The organism is Paenibacillus oleatilyticus, assembly GCF_018998565.1.
Classification (GTDB): domain Bacteria; phylum Bacillota; class Bacilli; order Paenibacillales; family NBRC-103111; genus Paenibacillus_G; species Paenibacillus_G oleatilyticus.
The window spans coordinates 140275-155019 of sequence record NZ_JAHNZO010000008.1; the positions used below are offsets into that span (position 1 = coordinate 140275).

16 protein-coding genes are annotated in these 14745 nt (G+C 54.7%); 11 read left to right on the forward strand and 5 right to left on the reverse strand.

The features are described 5' to 3' along the window. Window positions 1-106 precede the first annotated feature (106 nt). Both KQX66_RS12870 and KQX66_RS12875 read right to left on the reverse strand, forming a co-directional pair. Window positions 107-853 carry a MerR family transcriptional regulator gene (locus tag KQX66_RS12870; protein ID WP_216793093.1) on the reverse strand — a complete coding sequence of 249 codons (747 nt, stop codon included), beginning with the start codon at window positions 851-853 and terminating at the stop codon, window positions 107-109. 136 nt (window positions 854-989) lie between these two features. Then, entirely contained in the window at window positions 990-1178 is a 189-nt protein-coding gene (locus KQX66_RS12875; RefSeq protein ID WP_010500852.1) for a YqaE/Pmp3 family membrane protein, read from the reverse strand. 196 nt (window positions 1179-1374) lie between these two features. Here KQX66_RS12875 and KQX66_RS12880 point away from each other — a divergent pair, with 196 nt between their 5' ends. The 9 genes from KQX66_RS12880 to ptsP all read left to right on the forward strand — a co-directional run bounded on the left by KQX66_RS12880 (window position 1375) and on the right by ptsP (window position 10206). Beyond that, window positions 1375-3522, forward strand: coding sequence for a BglG family transcription antiterminator (locus KQX66_RS12880; RefSeq protein ID WP_308647234.1), 2148 nt, complete (start codon window positions 1375-1377; stop codon window positions 3520-3522). A 31-nt stretch (window positions 3523-3553) separates the two neighbouring features. After that, window positions 3554-4000, forward strand: a complete 447-nt coding sequence (locus KQX66_RS12885; RefSeq protein WP_216792925.1) for a PTS sugar transporter subunit IIA — start codon at window positions 3554-3556, stop codon at window positions 3998-4000. Beyond that, on the forward strand, window positions 3997-4260 hold the full coding sequence (locus KQX66_RS12890) for a PTS sugar transporter subunit IIB (protein WP_216792927.1): 264 nt from the start codon (window positions 3997-3999) through the stop codon (window positions 4258-4260). The genes KQX66_RS12885 and KQX66_RS12890 overlap by 4 nt, the downstream gene beginning before the upstream one ends. 20 nt (window positions 4261-4280) lie before the next feature. After that, on the forward strand, window positions 4281-5576 hold the full coding sequence (ulaA, locus tag KQX66_RS12895; RefSeq protein WP_216792929.1) for a PTS ascorbate transporter subunit IIC: 1296 nt from the start codon (window positions 4281-4283) through the stop codon (window positions 5574-5576). Window positions 5577-5640: 64 nt separating this feature from the next. After that, a complete protein-coding gene (locus KQX66_RS12900; protein WP_216792931.1) occupies window positions 5641-6633 on the forward strand; it encodes a phosphotriesterase family protein in 993 nt (330 codons plus the stop codon). 12 nt (window positions 6634-6645) lie between these two features. Continuing rightward, window positions 6646-7386: a creatininase family protein gene (locus KQX66_RS12905; RefSeq protein ID WP_216792934.1), complete on the forward strand. Its 741-nt coding sequence runs from the start codon at window positions 6646-6648 to the stop codon at window positions 7384-7386. Window positions 7387-7408: 22 nt separating this feature from the next. Next, window positions 7409-8143: an SIS domain-containing protein gene (locus KQX66_RS12910; RefSeq protein ID WP_216792936.1), complete on the forward strand. Its 735-nt coding sequence runs from the start codon at window positions 7409-7411 to the stop codon at window positions 8141-8143. Window positions 8144-8191: 48 nt separating this feature from the next. Further along, window positions 8192-8461 carry an HPr family phosphocarrier protein gene (locus tag KQX66_RS12915; RefSeq protein WP_216792938.1) on the forward strand — a complete coding sequence of 90 codons (270 nt, stop codon included), beginning with the start codon at window positions 8192-8194 and terminating at the stop codon, window positions 8459-8461. Next, complete coding sequence (gene ptsP / locus KQX66_RS12920) at window positions 8461-10206, forward strand: phosphoenolpyruvate--protein phosphotransferase (protein WP_216792941.1); 1746 nt, start codon at window positions 8461-8463, stop codon at window positions 10204-10206. The genes KQX66_RS12915 and ptsP overlap by 1 nt, the downstream gene beginning before the upstream one ends. A gap of 95 nt (window positions 10207-10301) precedes the next feature. Here ptsP and KQX66_RS12925 read toward each other — a convergent pair whose 3' ends face one another. Together KQX66_RS12925 and KQX66_RS12930 are read right to left on the reverse strand one after the other, a co-directional pair. Continuing rightward, the gene (locus KQX66_RS12925; protein WP_216792944.1) at window positions 10302-11096 is read right to left on the reverse strand and encodes an SDR family NAD(P)-dependent oxidoreductase; all 795 of its coding nucleotides are present in this window, start codon (window positions 11094-11096) and stop codon (window positions 10302-10304) included. 40 nt (window positions 11097-11136) lie between these two features. After that, the gene (locus KQX66_RS12930) at window positions 11137-12147 is read right to left on the reverse strand and encodes a helix-turn-helix transcriptional regulator (RefSeq protein ID WP_216792946.1); all 1011 of its coding nucleotides are present in this window, start codon (window positions 12145-12147) and stop codon (window positions 11137-11139) included. 336 nt (window positions 12148-12483) lie between these two features. Here KQX66_RS12930 and KQX66_RS12935 point away from each other — a divergent pair, with 336 nt between their 5' ends. Next, window positions 12484-12783 (forward strand): GNAT family N-acetyltransferase, encoded by a 300-nt coding sequence (locus KQX66_RS12935; protein ID WP_216792948.1) that lies wholly within the window; start codon window positions 12484-12486, stop codon window positions 12781-12783. A gap of 198 nt (window positions 12784-12981) precedes the next feature. After that, complete coding sequence (locus KQX66_RS12940) at window positions 12982-14043, forward strand: copper amine oxidase N-terminal domain-containing protein (RefSeq protein WP_216792951.1); 1062 nt, start codon at window positions 12982-12984, stop codon at window positions 14041-14043. A 95-nt stretch (window positions 14044-14138) separates the two neighbouring features. Here KQX66_RS12940 and KQX66_RS12945 read toward each other — a convergent pair whose 3' ends face one another. Continuing rightward, the gene (locus KQX66_RS12945; RefSeq protein WP_216792953.1) at window positions 14139-14669 is read right to left on the reverse strand and encodes a MarR family transcriptional regulator; all 531 of its coding nucleotides are present in this window, start codon (window positions 14667-14669) and stop codon (window positions 14139-14141) included. Between the last annotated feature and the right edge of the window lie 76 nt (window positions 14670-14745).

A 14745-nucleotide genomic window follows, 5' to 3' on the forward strand; every position in this document is an offset into this window, starting at 1 on the left:
AGAAATCAATATCAGGTGCAGACGAGATCAACCACTACTTTATTTTCTCTGAACAAAAAGCAGCCCCGAAGTCATCCGGAAATGACTTGCGGGACTGCCGATCATATTACTTCAGGTTTGCATCCGCATAAACGGCCATCGCATCGCGCATAAATTTCGCCAATCCGTCTCCGAAGCGGTCGATATTTTTGGTAAAACGCTCATCATCCACATACATTTGCCCCAAGCATTTGAAGGCTTCGAGCGTGTAAGAGCCCATTTGGTTCAATAGATCGTACCATTCTTTAATGGCCGCCTGCGCCTCTGCGGAATCCGGCGAGCCGCTGCGAAGTTCGGCAAGCTTGGCGTAGATTCCATTCATCGTTTTGGTCATGGCTTCCTGTTCGTCCTTCGACATGGAGCCGGCTTTGGCGTTGGCCTTGTCGACCGCTTCATCGCCCCAGCGTTCGCGGGCTTCTTGCTCATAAGGATTTCGGCTAAAGTCAAAGCCTTCGAATTTTTCTTTCGTCGTCATCTGAATTTCTCCTCTCGCGTTTCGCATCGTTTTATCGATTGTCGTTATCATTTTATCGATCCGGCTGCGCTTGTCGAGCAGCATGCTCCGGTGCAGCTCCAGCGCTTCCATACGGTCAAAGGAAGGGCTGTGAATCATTTCTTTGATTTTCGTTAAAGGGAAGTCAAGTTCTCTGAAAAATAAGATCTGCTGCAGCATTTCGAGATTTTCGTCAGAGTACAAACGATACCCGGCTTCCGTCGTCCCATCCGGGGTCAACAGCCCGATCGCATCATAATGATGAAGTGTGCGCACACTGATGCCGACTAAATCCGCAACCTCTTTTACCTTCACCGAAATCTTGCGACCTCCTTTCAAGAATTACTATAGAGTATAACGTAACGTTAGAGTCAACCACAAAATACAACCCTAAAAAACAAAAAAACACTTCCTTTTGAGAGAAGTGTCTTTGCAACGATCCGCTACCTATACCTAATTACCGGTACATGTTCCGGGACATTCGTTCCATCCGTTGATCCTGCTTGCGCTCGTGGACGACCAGACAGGCATGAATGGCGCCCGGCAGCCAGAAGAACAGCGTCAGAATGAAGTTGAGAAGGGCCTGTATCGGTTTTCCGCAAAATAGAACGGCGACAGGAGGAAGCAGTATAGCCAGAAGATACATTCGAAAAACCTCCTTTTAGGTTCGTTATTCTTTTATACGAGATTAGGTATGAAAAGTTTCCGGAAAGGGACAGTGCAATTTTTGCACGGAACGGACGACAATAGTTGTTCTGTTTTTGGCGCGAAGGTCAATTGTATAATAAGGGCGTCAGATAACATACTAGATTGGAAAGATAGACTGACGGAGGGGGGGATGGGTGATTCTGGACCAGAGGCGCGCCGGCATGCTCGCCATGCTGCAGGAAACCGGAGATTACGTGTCCGTCCGTGAAATCATGAAGAAGTTCGATATCTCCAAGCGGACGGTCTACTACGATCTGCAAGCCGTCAACGAGTGGCTCTCGGACCACGGACTCGCTCCTGTCGAATATGTTCGCGGCCGGGGGTATCTGCTGCCGGAGGAAAGCCGCTCCCGCATCCCTTCCATGGCGCAAGAAGTTGAAAAGGACGACTATTACTTGTCCCCGCGGGAGCGAAAAGCCTGGGTGGCGATTCAGTTGCTCACCCGCAGGGAACCGCTGTTTATGCAAGAGATCACGGACTTATTGTTGGTTAGCCGCGGTACCGGATTGAACGAGCTGAAGCAGGTGAAGAAAGAGCTTGCCGCTTTTCAGCTTGAGGTGATGTTCGATAAAAAGAACGGTTACAGCGTCGAAGGGAAAGAGACTGACCAGCGCAAGGCGTTGTCGTACTTTATGTCGCAAGTGCTTCATCACGTCAGCTGGAAAAGCTTCGTCTCGCAGTTTCAAGGGCTGGTCAATGCCAATGTAGTTCACCGCAAGCTTCCGTTCTTTCAAGAGGAACAGCTCGCGGAAGTGTACGAGCTCGTCACCCGCTGCGAGAAGACGCTCGGGTTGGAATTCACCGACGATATGGTGTTTAGTCTCACCACCAGATTGCTCGTTTACGCGAACCGGCTCCAACAGGGACATCGCATTACACTCGACGCCGACGAAAAAGAAGCCCTAAAGCAAACGCCGGAATACGCGGGAGCTGTCCAACTGGCGGGCGAGCTAGGACGCCTGTTCGACCTCGAATTTCCGGAGGATGAGATCTGTTACTTGATGCTCCAGCTGTTGGGGGCGCGGGTGAACCGGGCGAGCGGCGGGGAGGTGTTGGCCGATCCCGACAAGGATGCCGACGCCGACGAAACCGTCCCGCTGTTAAGGCGATTGATCCGGCAGATGATCGACTTGTTCGAGCGGCATGCGTGCATTTTTTTTCAACACCGTGACGAGCTGGAGCAGCGGCTGCTGATCCATTTGAAACCGGCTTATTACCGGATCAAATTCGGACTGGAGATCGACAATCCGCTCGCGGAAGCGATGAAAGCGAAATACGGAGAAATATTCGAAATTTCCAGAAAATGCGTAAAACCGCTGGAAGAGCATTTGGGCAAGCCGGTCGACGACAATGAGGTCGCCTACCTGGCGATGCATTTCGGAGGCTGGATGCGCCGGGAAAACGCCATGCCCGTCCGGCGGAAAAAGGCGGCGATCGTATGCGTCAACGGCATTTCCGCCGCGCGCATGTTAAGAATCCAGCTGGAGCAGCTATTCCCGGCCCTGGATATCGAAGCGGTCTTGTCGCTCCGGGATTATGAATCTTTTCCGGCGGAATCGGTGGATCTGCTGTTCTCGACCGTACCGCTGCAGGACAGCCCGGCGCCGGTGTTTACGGTGCATCCGATTTTATCGGATGCCGACAAAGCGCACCTGCTTCATCAGGTGAACCGGGTATCGGGGCAGATGGATGCGCCGCAGGGCCGCTCCGCGCAGGCGATTCTGGAGATGGTCCGGAAGTACGCGCGGATCTCGGACGAAGAAGGTCTGCTGCGGGAGCTCCAGCGCTACTTGTCCGCCGGACGCGCTCCGGCGGCGGAAGAAGAGAAGCCCTCGCTTGGCAGCTTGCTGCCGCCGGAGCACTTGGTGCTGCGGGGCGGGGCATCTGATTGGAAGGACGCGATCGGGCTGGCGGCAGGGCCGCTGCTGCGCAGAGGCTTCATCGAACCGCGGTATGTGAATGCAATGATCGCCAAAGTCGACAGCTACGGACCGTATATCGTCGTCAGCCCGGGGGTGGCTATCGCTCACGCGAAGCCGGAGGAGGGCGTCCGGCGGCTGGGCATGAGCCTGCTGAAGCTGGAGCATGCCGTCCCGTTCGGTCCGGAGGCCCGCCACCAGATCCGGCTCGTGCTGGTGCTCGCCAGCGCGGACGGCGAATCGCATTTGCGGGCGCTGTCCCAGCTGACGATGCTGCTACGGGAGGAAGAAACAAAGGATATCCTTCTCAAGGCACAGACCGCCGAACAGCTTGCCGGACTGATCCGGCAGCATACGTCATAGCAAGGAATCGTAGCAGGGAGGAGAGGAACGGATGAAATTTTTGGAAAAGGAACTGATCGGTCTCGATGTGGAGGTGCAATCGGCGGAGGAAGCGATTCGAGCCGCCGGCTCGCTGCTCGTCAGCGGGGGAGCGGCGGACGCCTCCTACGTCGAGGCGATGGTGCAGGCGTACCGCGACAAGGGGCCATACTTTGTGCTCGCGCCGCACATCGCCCTGCCGCACGCGAAAGCCGAGGACGGTGTCCATGAGGCGTCCGTCGCTTTCGTCCGGTTGAAACAACCGGTGGTGTTCGGCCACCAAACGAACGATCCGGTCGATCTGGTCTTCGCGCTCGGTTCGGCCTCGAACGCCGACCATATCGCCTTGCTAAGAAGGCTGACGCTGATTTTGAACGACCCGAACCATGTACAGTGCTTCAGAGAAGCCAGAAGCTCGGAAGACATCGAAAATATCATCTTGAGGAGGAATGAAGCATGAAAATTTTATGCGTATGCGGTTTAGGTCAAGGAACGAGTTTGATTTTGCGGATGAACGTGGAAAGCGTGCTGAGGGAATTGGGTGTGAGCGCCGATGTGGAGCATACGGACGTTTCTTCGGCATCGGGCATGTCCGCCGATCATATCATCACGAGCAACGAGCTGGCGCAGAGCCTGCAGGGGCACTCCGCCAATATCGTGATCGTGAACAACTATTTCGATCTGAACGAAATTAAAGAGAAATTGAAAGACACCATCTAATCCTTAAAGGGGGATTTTACATGGAAGTCATTTTTTGGATTGCGACCAACGTCTTCGGCACGCCGGCCATTTTGCTCGGATTCATCGTACTGGTCGGTCTCCTGCTTCAGAAAAAAACGACAAGCCAGGTGATCAGCGGGACGTTCAAGGCCGTCATCGGCTTCCTTATCATCGGGGCGGGGGCGGGCGTTATCGTCAATGCGCTTAATGTGTTCGAGCCGATGTGGAAGGAAGTGTTCGGGCTGCAAGCCGAATCGCTCGGCCAATTCATGGGGCAGCAGACGTTCAACTCCAAATTCGGAAGCGCAGTCACGCTGGCGATGTTCATCGGCTTTTTGATCAACGTCCTGCTCGCGAGGTTCACCAAGTTCAAGTTCATTTACTTGACCGGTCACATGATGTTCTGGACATCGACCGTATTCGCAGGCGTCGTGGTCCATTCGGCAGGCAACGTTTCTTTCGGCAAGCTGGTCTTGTTCCTATCGATTATTCTCGGTCTGTATTGGACGCTGCAGCCTGCGCTCACCCAGCCGTTCGTCCGCAAAATTACGGGCAATGACAACATCGCCCTCGGGCATACGTCGGCGTCGGTTGCGCTGCTTGGCGCGCTGCTCGGCAAGTGGTTCGGGAACAAAGAGAACGACGCGGAAAAAATCAAAGTGCCGAAGGGCTTCGAGTTTCTTCGAGACTCCAACGTCATTACGGCGCTCAGCATGGGGCTGCTGTTCCTGATCGGCGCGATCGTCGTCGTCATGAAAGACACGCCGGGTGCAAAAGAGCTGGTCGCCAAAGCGGGCGAGCAGAACTTCATCATCTACGCGATGCTTCAATCGCTCACGTTTGCCGGCGGGATTGCAATCGTTCTCATGGGCGTGCGCATGTTCATCGGCGAGCTGGTGCCGGCGTTTAACGGGATCGCCACCAAGATCGTTCCCGGCGCGAAGCCTGCGCTCGATTGCCCGGTTACGTTCCCTTATGCGCCAAACGCCGTCATTCTCGGGTTTATGGGAGCCTTTGTCGGGGCTCTGATTTGGCTCGTCGTTCTCGGCAACACGGTCGCTTACATCTTCGTGCCGACGATGATCGTGCTGTTCTTCCACGGCGCTACGGCAGGCGTCTTCGGCAACGCGACCGGGGGAGCGCGCGGCGCGGTGCTCGCCGGGTTTGTCACCGCAACCGTCGTCGCTTGGGGCCAGTACGCGATGGTCAAATTTTTCATCGCTTCGACGATTCCGGATACGGCCATGTGGGCGGCAGACTCCGACATGTTCATTATCGGGCCGATCATCAGCCTGCTTGCGAAGCTGCTATTTTAACCAAAATCGCCATTCGGCCCCGGCCGGTTCGCCGGCCGCGGCGCGATAAGGAGGTCACAGAGAGATGAGTTTCGTTCGGACTTTGCGTGGAGATATCCCTAAGGAGCAGCTTGGCTTTACGTATTCCCATGAGCATATCGTTTGCCGTCCGGCCTTCTGGGCGGAGCGGGGAGAAGACGACCTGCTGCTGGATGATAAGGAAAAATCGAAGCTGGACGTGCTGGACTTCAAACGCCACGGCGGCCAAACGATCATCGACGCCACAGCGGTCGATTACGGACGCGACGTCGATGCGGTGTACGCCATCATGGAGGAAACCGGCGTTCAGATCGTCGGCACGGCCGGCTTCAACAAAAGCTTTCTGTGGAATGCCAAAGTGAAGGAAGAGCTGAAGCCGATCATCGGCAATTACAATACGTACTACGAGTGGATCGATGCGAAAAGCATCAACGAGCTGGCGGATTTCGTCATCCGCGAGGTAGAGGAAGGGCTCGAAGGAACGCCGTTCAAAGGCGGTCAAGTGAAATTCGGCACAGGCTACAACCGGATTACGCCGCTGGAGGAGAAGACGCTGCGGGCCGTCGCCCGGGCGCACCACGAGACAAAAGCGCCGGTCCACTCCCATACGGAGGTCGGAACGATGGGATTGGAGCAGATCGAGCTGCTGCGGAGCGAGAACGTGAATCTGGCATACGTCAGCTTCGGCCATATGGACCGGAATCCCGATCCGTACTACCACGAGCAAATGGCGAAAACCGGCGCTTATCTGTGCTTCGACGGCATCGCCAAAATCAAACACGCGCCGGAGAGCACGCGGATTCATCTCCTGCTGGAGCTGGTGCGCAAAGGGTACGAGGACCAAATTTTGATCAGCGGCGACACGGCGAGAAAAACCTACTACAAGCACTACGATTACGGGCTCGGCCTGGAATATATCATCGCCAAGTGGGTGCCGCGCTTTATCGACGAGGCGAACAAGGCCGGGTTCGACGGGGATAAGCTGGTGGAAAAGTTTTTCGTGACGAATCCGGCGAACTGCTTCGCCTTTAAACGGTGAGGAGGTCCGGCCATGCAACTGCAATACGAAAATTCGTTTGACGTCAAGGAGAAAATCGTCCGGGCGCAGGCTGCGATTTTGCCAATCGGCGCAGTAGAAGCACACGGGCCCCATCTTCCGCTCGGGACGGACAATCTGCTGGCGGAGCGGCTGGCCGCCAAGCTGGCGGAGCGGACCGGCAGCTTCGTTCTGCCGACGCTGCCTTACGGCCAGGTATGGAGCCTGCGGAATTTTCCGGGCAGCATCAACGTGTCCAACGAGGCGCTGATCGCCTTGCTGAGCGATATCGGCGAAAGCTTGTTCCGGCAAGGCTTTCGCATCTTCATCATGCTGAACGGTCACCTCGGCAACGCCACGGCCTTGAAGGAAGCGGCCCGCAAGCTGGCGGAACGGGTACCCGAGCTGAAGGTTTATTATTTCTTTTATCCCGGTGTGAAAGAAATTACGGCTCAGGTCCGCGAGTCTTCCAGCAGCCATGCTTCGTACTTTCACGCTTGCGAGATTGAAACCTCGTATATGCTGTATCTGGCCGGCGAGCATGTCGACATGAGCCGGGCGATTTGCGATATCCCCGACATCGGGGTGGAGGCGGACTGTACGCCTACCCCTTGGGAGACGTTCACCTCGTCCGCCGTTCTCGGCGACGCGACGCTGGCCACCTCGGAGAAAGGGCGGGAGATCCTGGAGACGAGTCTCGACGTCATGACGCGTATCGTGAACGATGCCAAGCAGCGGCATCAACCCACATTATGAAGAAAAGCAGGTGAAGGCAGCTATGATCCAAACCTATTTCAATCATATACGGCACATGCTGAACCAGGTGGAAATGACCGAAACGGCTGCGATGTGGCAGGCTGCGGAACGGACGGCCGACTGCATCATTGGCGGAGGTGTCGTTCATTTGTTCGGATGCGGCCACTCGCATATTTTGACGGAGGAAGTGTTTTACCGCGCAGGCGGCTTGGTTCCGATCCGGCCGATCTTCGTGGAGCCGCTCATGCTGCACGAAGGGGCGGTCCGCTCCTCGGAGCTGGAAAGGCAGAACGGACTGGCCCGCACGTTTATGGAGGAGCAGGACATCCGTCCCGGCGAAGTTGCGTTCGTGCTGTCCACCTCCGGGCGCAATCCGGTTCCGGTCGACGTCGTGCTGGCGGCGAAGGAAAAAGGGGCCTTTACGATCGGCATTACTTCGCTTGAGTATTCGCAAAGCCAGCCTTCGCGGCATACGAGCGGCAAGCATCTGTACGATGCCGCGGACTTGGTCCTTAACAATTATGCGGTCAAAGGCGATGCGGTGTTGAACCATCCGGACGTTCCGATCCCGTTCACCCCGACGTCTACGGTAATCGGAGCGGCGCTGCTCAATGCCGTGCTGGCCTCGGCCATCGAACGGATGGCGGAGCGGGGGTTCCAGCCGCCTGTCTTCCTGAGCGGTAACATCGACGGGGCCGACCGCCACAATGCTGCCCTGATCGAACGGTACAAGGAACGCATCCCGCTTTTGAACTAATTGATTCCCGTTCAATATATAAAAATGATCGGTTAGGAGGTATGCCGCATGGTGACGAAAGAGATAATCATACTTAACGAACAAGGTTTTCACGTCCGCCCGGCCCAGTTGTTCGTAGACAAGGCTAACGAGTTTCATTCGGACCTGAAGGTGCGCAGTGAAAGCGGCGAAGAAGCCGACGGAAAAAGCATGCTGGACCTGATGACCCTCGGACTGGAAAAAGGGGCCCGTGTTACTTTGGAAGTTAGCGGTCCGGACGAGCAGGAATGCTTGCAGTCATTGGCCGAGCTGATCGAAAGCAAGTTCGGTGAAGCGTGATGAGGGAGCAGCGGATTTCAGGCATCGGCGTGTCGGAAGGCGTGCGGATCGGACGCGCGCTGCGGTATTCGCCGGGACCGTCGGCCGGCATGGCGCCGGAGCGCGAAAGCATCGGTCCTGACGAAGTGGCAGCGGAAACGGCAAAGCTGCGGCAGGCGAAGGAGGCCTGCGCGGCGGAGCTGCAAGCTATGGTGGAGCGGACGAAGCGGACGCTCGGCGAAGACAAAGCCGGAATTATTGCGGGCCAGCTGCGGTTTCTCGACGATCCCAAGTTTTATCCGGCGATGGAACGGAAGGTCGCGGAGCTGCATATATCGGCGGACCGGGCGGTCCGGGAGGTCACCGAATTTTACGCGGCGCGGTTGGAAAGCATGGCGAACGAGTATATGCGGGAGCGCGCGGCGGATATCCGGGACATTGGGAGCCGCCTGCTTTCCAGCCTGCGCGGAGGGACTGCGGTTAAGCTCTCGGAGCTTCGCGAGCCCGTGATTCTCGTCGCCGACGATCTCGCGCCGTCGGATACGGTGCAGCTCGACCCGAGTGTCGTGTTGGCCTTCGTCACGAGGGTCGGCGGGAAGACGTCGCATACGGCGATTCTCGCCCGGTCGCTGGGCATTCCTGCGGTCGTTGGCGCGGGTGATGCTCTGGATACCGTGCAGGACGGCGAGACGCTGGTCGTCGACGGGAGCGCAGGCCTGTGCGTCCGCAACCCGGAGGACGCTTATCTCCGGCAGGCGGCGGAGCTGCAGGAGCGGGAGCGTGCGCTTCGGGACGAGCTTGAGGCGTTCCGCTCCCGCCCGGCGGTAACTGCAGACGGGCGGCGGGTGGAGCTGGCCGCCAATATCGGCACGGTTCCGGAGGCCGAGGCGGCTGCGGTGGCTGGTGCGGACGGCATCGGGCTGTACCGGACGGAGTTTCTGTTCATGGGGGCGTCGCGGCTTCCGGATGAAGAAGCGCAATATGCTGCATACCGGCGTGCCGCAGAAGCGATGGACGGCCGTCCCGTGATCATCCGTACGCTTGACATTGGCGGAGACAAGGAGCTTCCGGCGCTGGAGCTACCCAAGGAGACGAACCCGTTTCTCGGCTACCGCGCCATTCGGATCGGCCTCGATCGCCCCGAGCTGCTGAGAACGCAGCTGCGGGCGATTTTGCGGGCCAGCGCGCATGGCTGCGTCAAGATCATGTTTCCGATGATCTCCAGCATGGACGAATGGAGAAGGGCGAGAGGGGCAGCGCATGAGGCGATGGAGGAGCTGCGCCGCGAGGACGTCGATTTCGACCGGAATATCGAGCTGGGCATCATGGTGGAGGTTCCGTCTACGGCGGTGATGGCCGACAGCTTTGCGCGCGAGGTCGATTTCTTCAGCATCGGGACGAACGATCTCGTCCAGTACACGCTGGCCGTAGACCGGATGAACGAGAAGGTCGCGGAGCTGTACGATTATTTCCATCCGGCAGTGCTGGAGCTGATTTGCCGGGTGATCGAAGCCGCCCACCGGCACGGCAAGTGGACGGGGATGTGCGGCGGCATGGCCGGCGATCCGCTGGCGGCGCCGCTCCTGCTCGGTCTCGATCTCGACGAGTGGAGCATGGAAGCGGGAGCGCTGCCGAAGGTGAAGCGCGCGCTCGCCCGGCTGAACGCCGAGACGTGCCGGGAGCGAGCGCAGCAGTGGCTGCAGTTGGCTACTGCAGCCGAAGTGCGAAGCGAACTGGAGCGCTTCCGGGCGGAGCTGCAGGACTGAGCGCCAGCTTATTGTGAAAAATAGTTTGAGGACGTATCCCAAGCTGCGAAAATGCGTGGGAACGTCCTCTTTTCGTATCTGAAATACAAAAAATGTTAAAAAATAGTCGGCACCATTCCTCCATCCATACGGATTGGAGAACCTTTAAATGCGGATGCATAAGGACTGCACACAAATGCAGCTAGTCTCCCTATTTCAATAGGCTTGATAAATCGCCGGATCTCAGATTGAGGCAGGTTTGTCATCATAAATTTTTTCTCTTTTTCCGAAAAAGTCAGATCTTCATTGGGGTACATCCCTTCAATGATTTGATGCACGTTTTCAGAGAGTGTAGGTCCTGGCAGGATCGTATTGACCGTAACTTCTGTTCCTGCTGTCAATTTGGATAGGCTTTTTGATAACGATAATAGCATGGATTTTGTCATACAATACTGTGGCATTTGTCCTGAAGGCATAATGGCTTCTTCACTCGCAATAAAAATAATGCGGCCATAATCATTTTTCAGCATTTTAGGTAAATAAAATTTGGATAGCCCATTTGCTGCAAGAACATTCGTACGGAAGTATTTTTCCCATACTGCGTCGTCTACGTCCTCATATTGCATAATTTCGTAAATCCCCATATTGTTAACTAAAATATCAACGTTGGGGAATTTTTTAAATAAAGCTTCTCTTTGTTGAATATCCACAATATCGGCTGCGGCATTTTGAGGAGAAGTAGCCGGAAAATCCGACTTAATTTCATCTACAACTCGTTCGACCTCTTCATAATTTCGTCCGTTAATTAGTACATGAACACCTTCTTTGGCCAGTTCGATGGCAATGGCTTTACCTATACCTTTCGTTGATCCTGTAACTAAAGCCGTTTTATTGTTTAATCCCATATCCATAGAACATTTCTCCTTTTTATCTACTTTAGAATTGGTTTAGCTAGTTCGTACGTAAATGTTCGTTCCGCCAACTAGAAGGTGTATCGCCTTCCCAGAGGCGAAAGGCGCGGTAGAACGAGTTCTGGTCTTCATATCCAATCAGGAAAGCCACTTCTTTAATATCGAGCGAGGGGTCCGCCAAGTACTCTCGTGCCTGCTCATGTCTAGCCTGGGTCAATAGATGCTTGAAGCTCGTATTTTCGTCAGTAAGCCGGCGCTGCAAGGTACGATCGCTCATACCCAACTCCTTTGCGACGGTCTGAATGTCGGGACGCCCTCCGGTAAGGCTGCGTTTCATGATCCATTTGACCGTCTCGGTAATGGAGCGGCTGCGCTGCTGTTCATCCAACGATCGGTCCAGAGCGGGGGTCAGGATCTCCAGCAACTCTTCGTTGTACGAGACAAAGGGGCGGTCCAGATCTTTTCGATGCAGCGTCAACCGGTTGCATTCTGCGCCAATCCGGATAGGGCAACCGAAGTAAGCTTCAAGGGTCTGCACATCGCCCATGGAGTGCGAGAATTCGACGAACCGCGCCGTCAAAGGTTGACCTGTGCCCCGGCGCCCAAGCTCCAGAAGATAGGCCAGCGTGATCCCAACCAGCAGCGGCGGGCCGGGTTGCTCGGCATCCAGCCATTCCAGTTCGATTGTACAGCGCTCGCCCTCCTCGGTGATACGTAAGCTTTCAGGGGGACACAGTTGTTTGTACCGAGCCATTCGGTTGAGAGCGTCGCGGTAGTCACGCGCGTGGTAAGTCGCCAAGACGGCCGGCGGGTACTTTGCTGTTTCAAAGACGGTCACAAGCTTGACGATTCCTTTGGCCGTGTCCCCAACGAGGTCGGAATAAGCTTGCCAGATCGCGAAATATTGAGCGGTGGTGACTGCCGGTTCGGTAATCATGGTGAGCGGCAGTCGTGCTCTGCGAGCGACGTCGCGGGCGGCAATCCCTAATTGATGTAATCCTGCCCAAAATCCCGGCGGGATTTTAATCCGGTCAGAGGAATGAGACTTCATATATATGGGCCTCCTTTGGCTGCTTGCATATTCGCTGGTTTTGGTTGCGACCCGGTGTCCGGCCTAGTTGAAGGGACAGCTATTATCGTACTTCCCCTGGGTCGCTCTGTAACTAGCGGAAGGCGACATTTTACTTGCGAATGACGCCAAATCTTAAGTCCACCTAAGAATACTCTTAAGTCTATTAAGGTGTCTACATTAACGTAATAAGCTTGCAGCTTTATGCATTTCATGGAAATTTAGTTTCTGTGAGCGAGGACGGCGGGGGATAAGAGAGGCAAATGTGCCAAACGTCAGATTCCATGTAATATTATATAACAAATTGAGGTGAGATAGTTGTCGGGAGAAAATGGAATCGGCTGCGGGGCTTACCGCCCGCTAGATGCGCAGGCTGCCGAATTGAAACGGATTTTCGTTGATCCTTCTTTCAGAAATAAAGGGATTGCGTCAACTATCTTGTCCTTTCTGGAGCAGGAAGCGGTGCGGGCAGGGTTTACGTCCTTACTCCTGGAAACCGGGCCCATGCAGCCCGAATCGATAGCGTTGTACAAGAAATTCGGATTTATCGATATCGCACCTTTTGGAGAATATGCGGATTGCCCCAGCAGTATATGTATGGAGAAAATGCTTCTTTGACCGACACCTGTACCTTTGGGGAACAAGACCAAAACGTTTGCCCTCCGTCTTCGAGAGCAGGCGTTTTTTTGCTTGGAACTCCTGTCGTGAAACATTTAAGCCTGACGTCGCGTTTAGGAGATTGAGAACAACAAATATGGGGCGCTGGCTCCATGGGTTGCTATCTTACATAAGGTTATTACAGGAGGATATGACATCATGAAACCATTCAAAGTACTCGGGACTGTCCTGGCCGGCGCGCTGCTTGCAACCAACGTCGTGTCCGCCGCTCCAAGCGAGCCTGCGACGGTAAAGTCGTTGCCGATTTCCGCTCCCACTCCTCAGGATTCTTACGGCGGTCTAAAATTTGTTCTCGTAATCGATGGAAAAGGATTCTCTCCGGAAGAGAACCCGATCTATGTAGGCGCCAAAAATGAAATTATGATACCGATCCGCGTTGCCGCCGAAGCTCTGGGTTATAAGCTGACCTGGAAGCCGGACACGCAGTCGCTGGAGATGGTTCAAGGTAACCAATGGCTAACCCTTCGGATCGGACAAGACCAATACGGCTTTGCCAAAATGCTCGTTCCGCTCGAAGTGGCGCCGGAGTTAACGAATGAGAAAACGTATGTTCCGCTGTCCTATTTCGAAAAGGTGATGAAGCTTCAAGTGAAGGTGGATGCAACGGGTACGATCAATCTTCATTCCAAGAAGCAAGAAAACGGTGAACAGGCGGCGAGCACAACCAAGCAAGGAACGGTTACCAGCATTACCTACCGCGATAAAGGCGGAGAGATCGGCCTTAACGGCTATAGGCACGGCGTCCGACTGAATATTTCCGACGAGACGGAGATCGTATCCGATACGAACCAGAAGCTGACGTTTGCCGATCTGCAGCTCGGTATGTCCATCGAAGCGGAGCACAGTCTGGTTATGGCCATGAGCATGCCGCCGATGACCCATGCGAAAAAGATTATCGTGAAACAAAGTCCTGCAGCCCAGCAAACGTTAGGTACGGCCGGTGAGATCGAGGAGATTACTTCATCGGCAGAGGGAACAACGCGGCTTACGATCAAAGGGAATAAGCTTAGCGACGGATCTCAAGATACGGTCGTCCTGAATGTGGCAGGGGATACACCTGTAATCGGAACGAAGGACAATCAACCGGTCGCCGCCAATCAGCTTAAAAAAGGCGACAAAGTGTATGCCTTCTATGGTCCGATCTTGACCAAAAGCTTGCCGCCAATCGGCCAAGCCGTCAAAATCGTTGTAGAAAACTAAATTACGGCATCAACGCAAAAGAGGCGGTCCTTTAGCTATTTCATGTTAAAGGACTGCCTCTTTTTTTGCGATTCCGAAAGCAAATAATTAAGGGCTCAATATTCTGCTCGATCACTTTTTATCATGGCACCCAAGGCGGCCATTGAATTTTCGAGCACGCCGGTAATATCGCTGACCAAACGATCGATGAATTGAAAGTCCTCGTCCGAGTAGCGGCTGATGAAATCTATAAAAAATTTCTCCACATACTGATGATACCTTTCATGGACATCATAGACGATCTGGCCATCCGGCGTCAGACGGAAGAGGACCTCCTTACGGTTCCCGTTGAGCGAAAACTTCTCGATCCAGCCGCGATCCAGTAGCTTGGCGCTGATTTTGGTAATCGCGCCTTTGGTCATGCCCATCTTCTCGGCAAGCCGGGTTACGTTGATGGATTCGTGATTGCCGATTAGCTCAATCGCGCGCGTTTCGGACATCGTCAGGTCGTCGGTTAAATTCCTGATCCCGTATTGCCGGGCAATAGCAAAGAAAATGTCTTTTTCTTTCTTATCATGATCTTCATACAGATGCACCATTTTCATTACTTTGGCGTATAAATGCTGGGCGTTGGCATCGTTTCCCAAGATAAGACTCCTCCGAAAAACAAGTATAGGATGCCTTAACTGTACCATTAGAGCCGTCGCTTTTTCAACTGGCGGG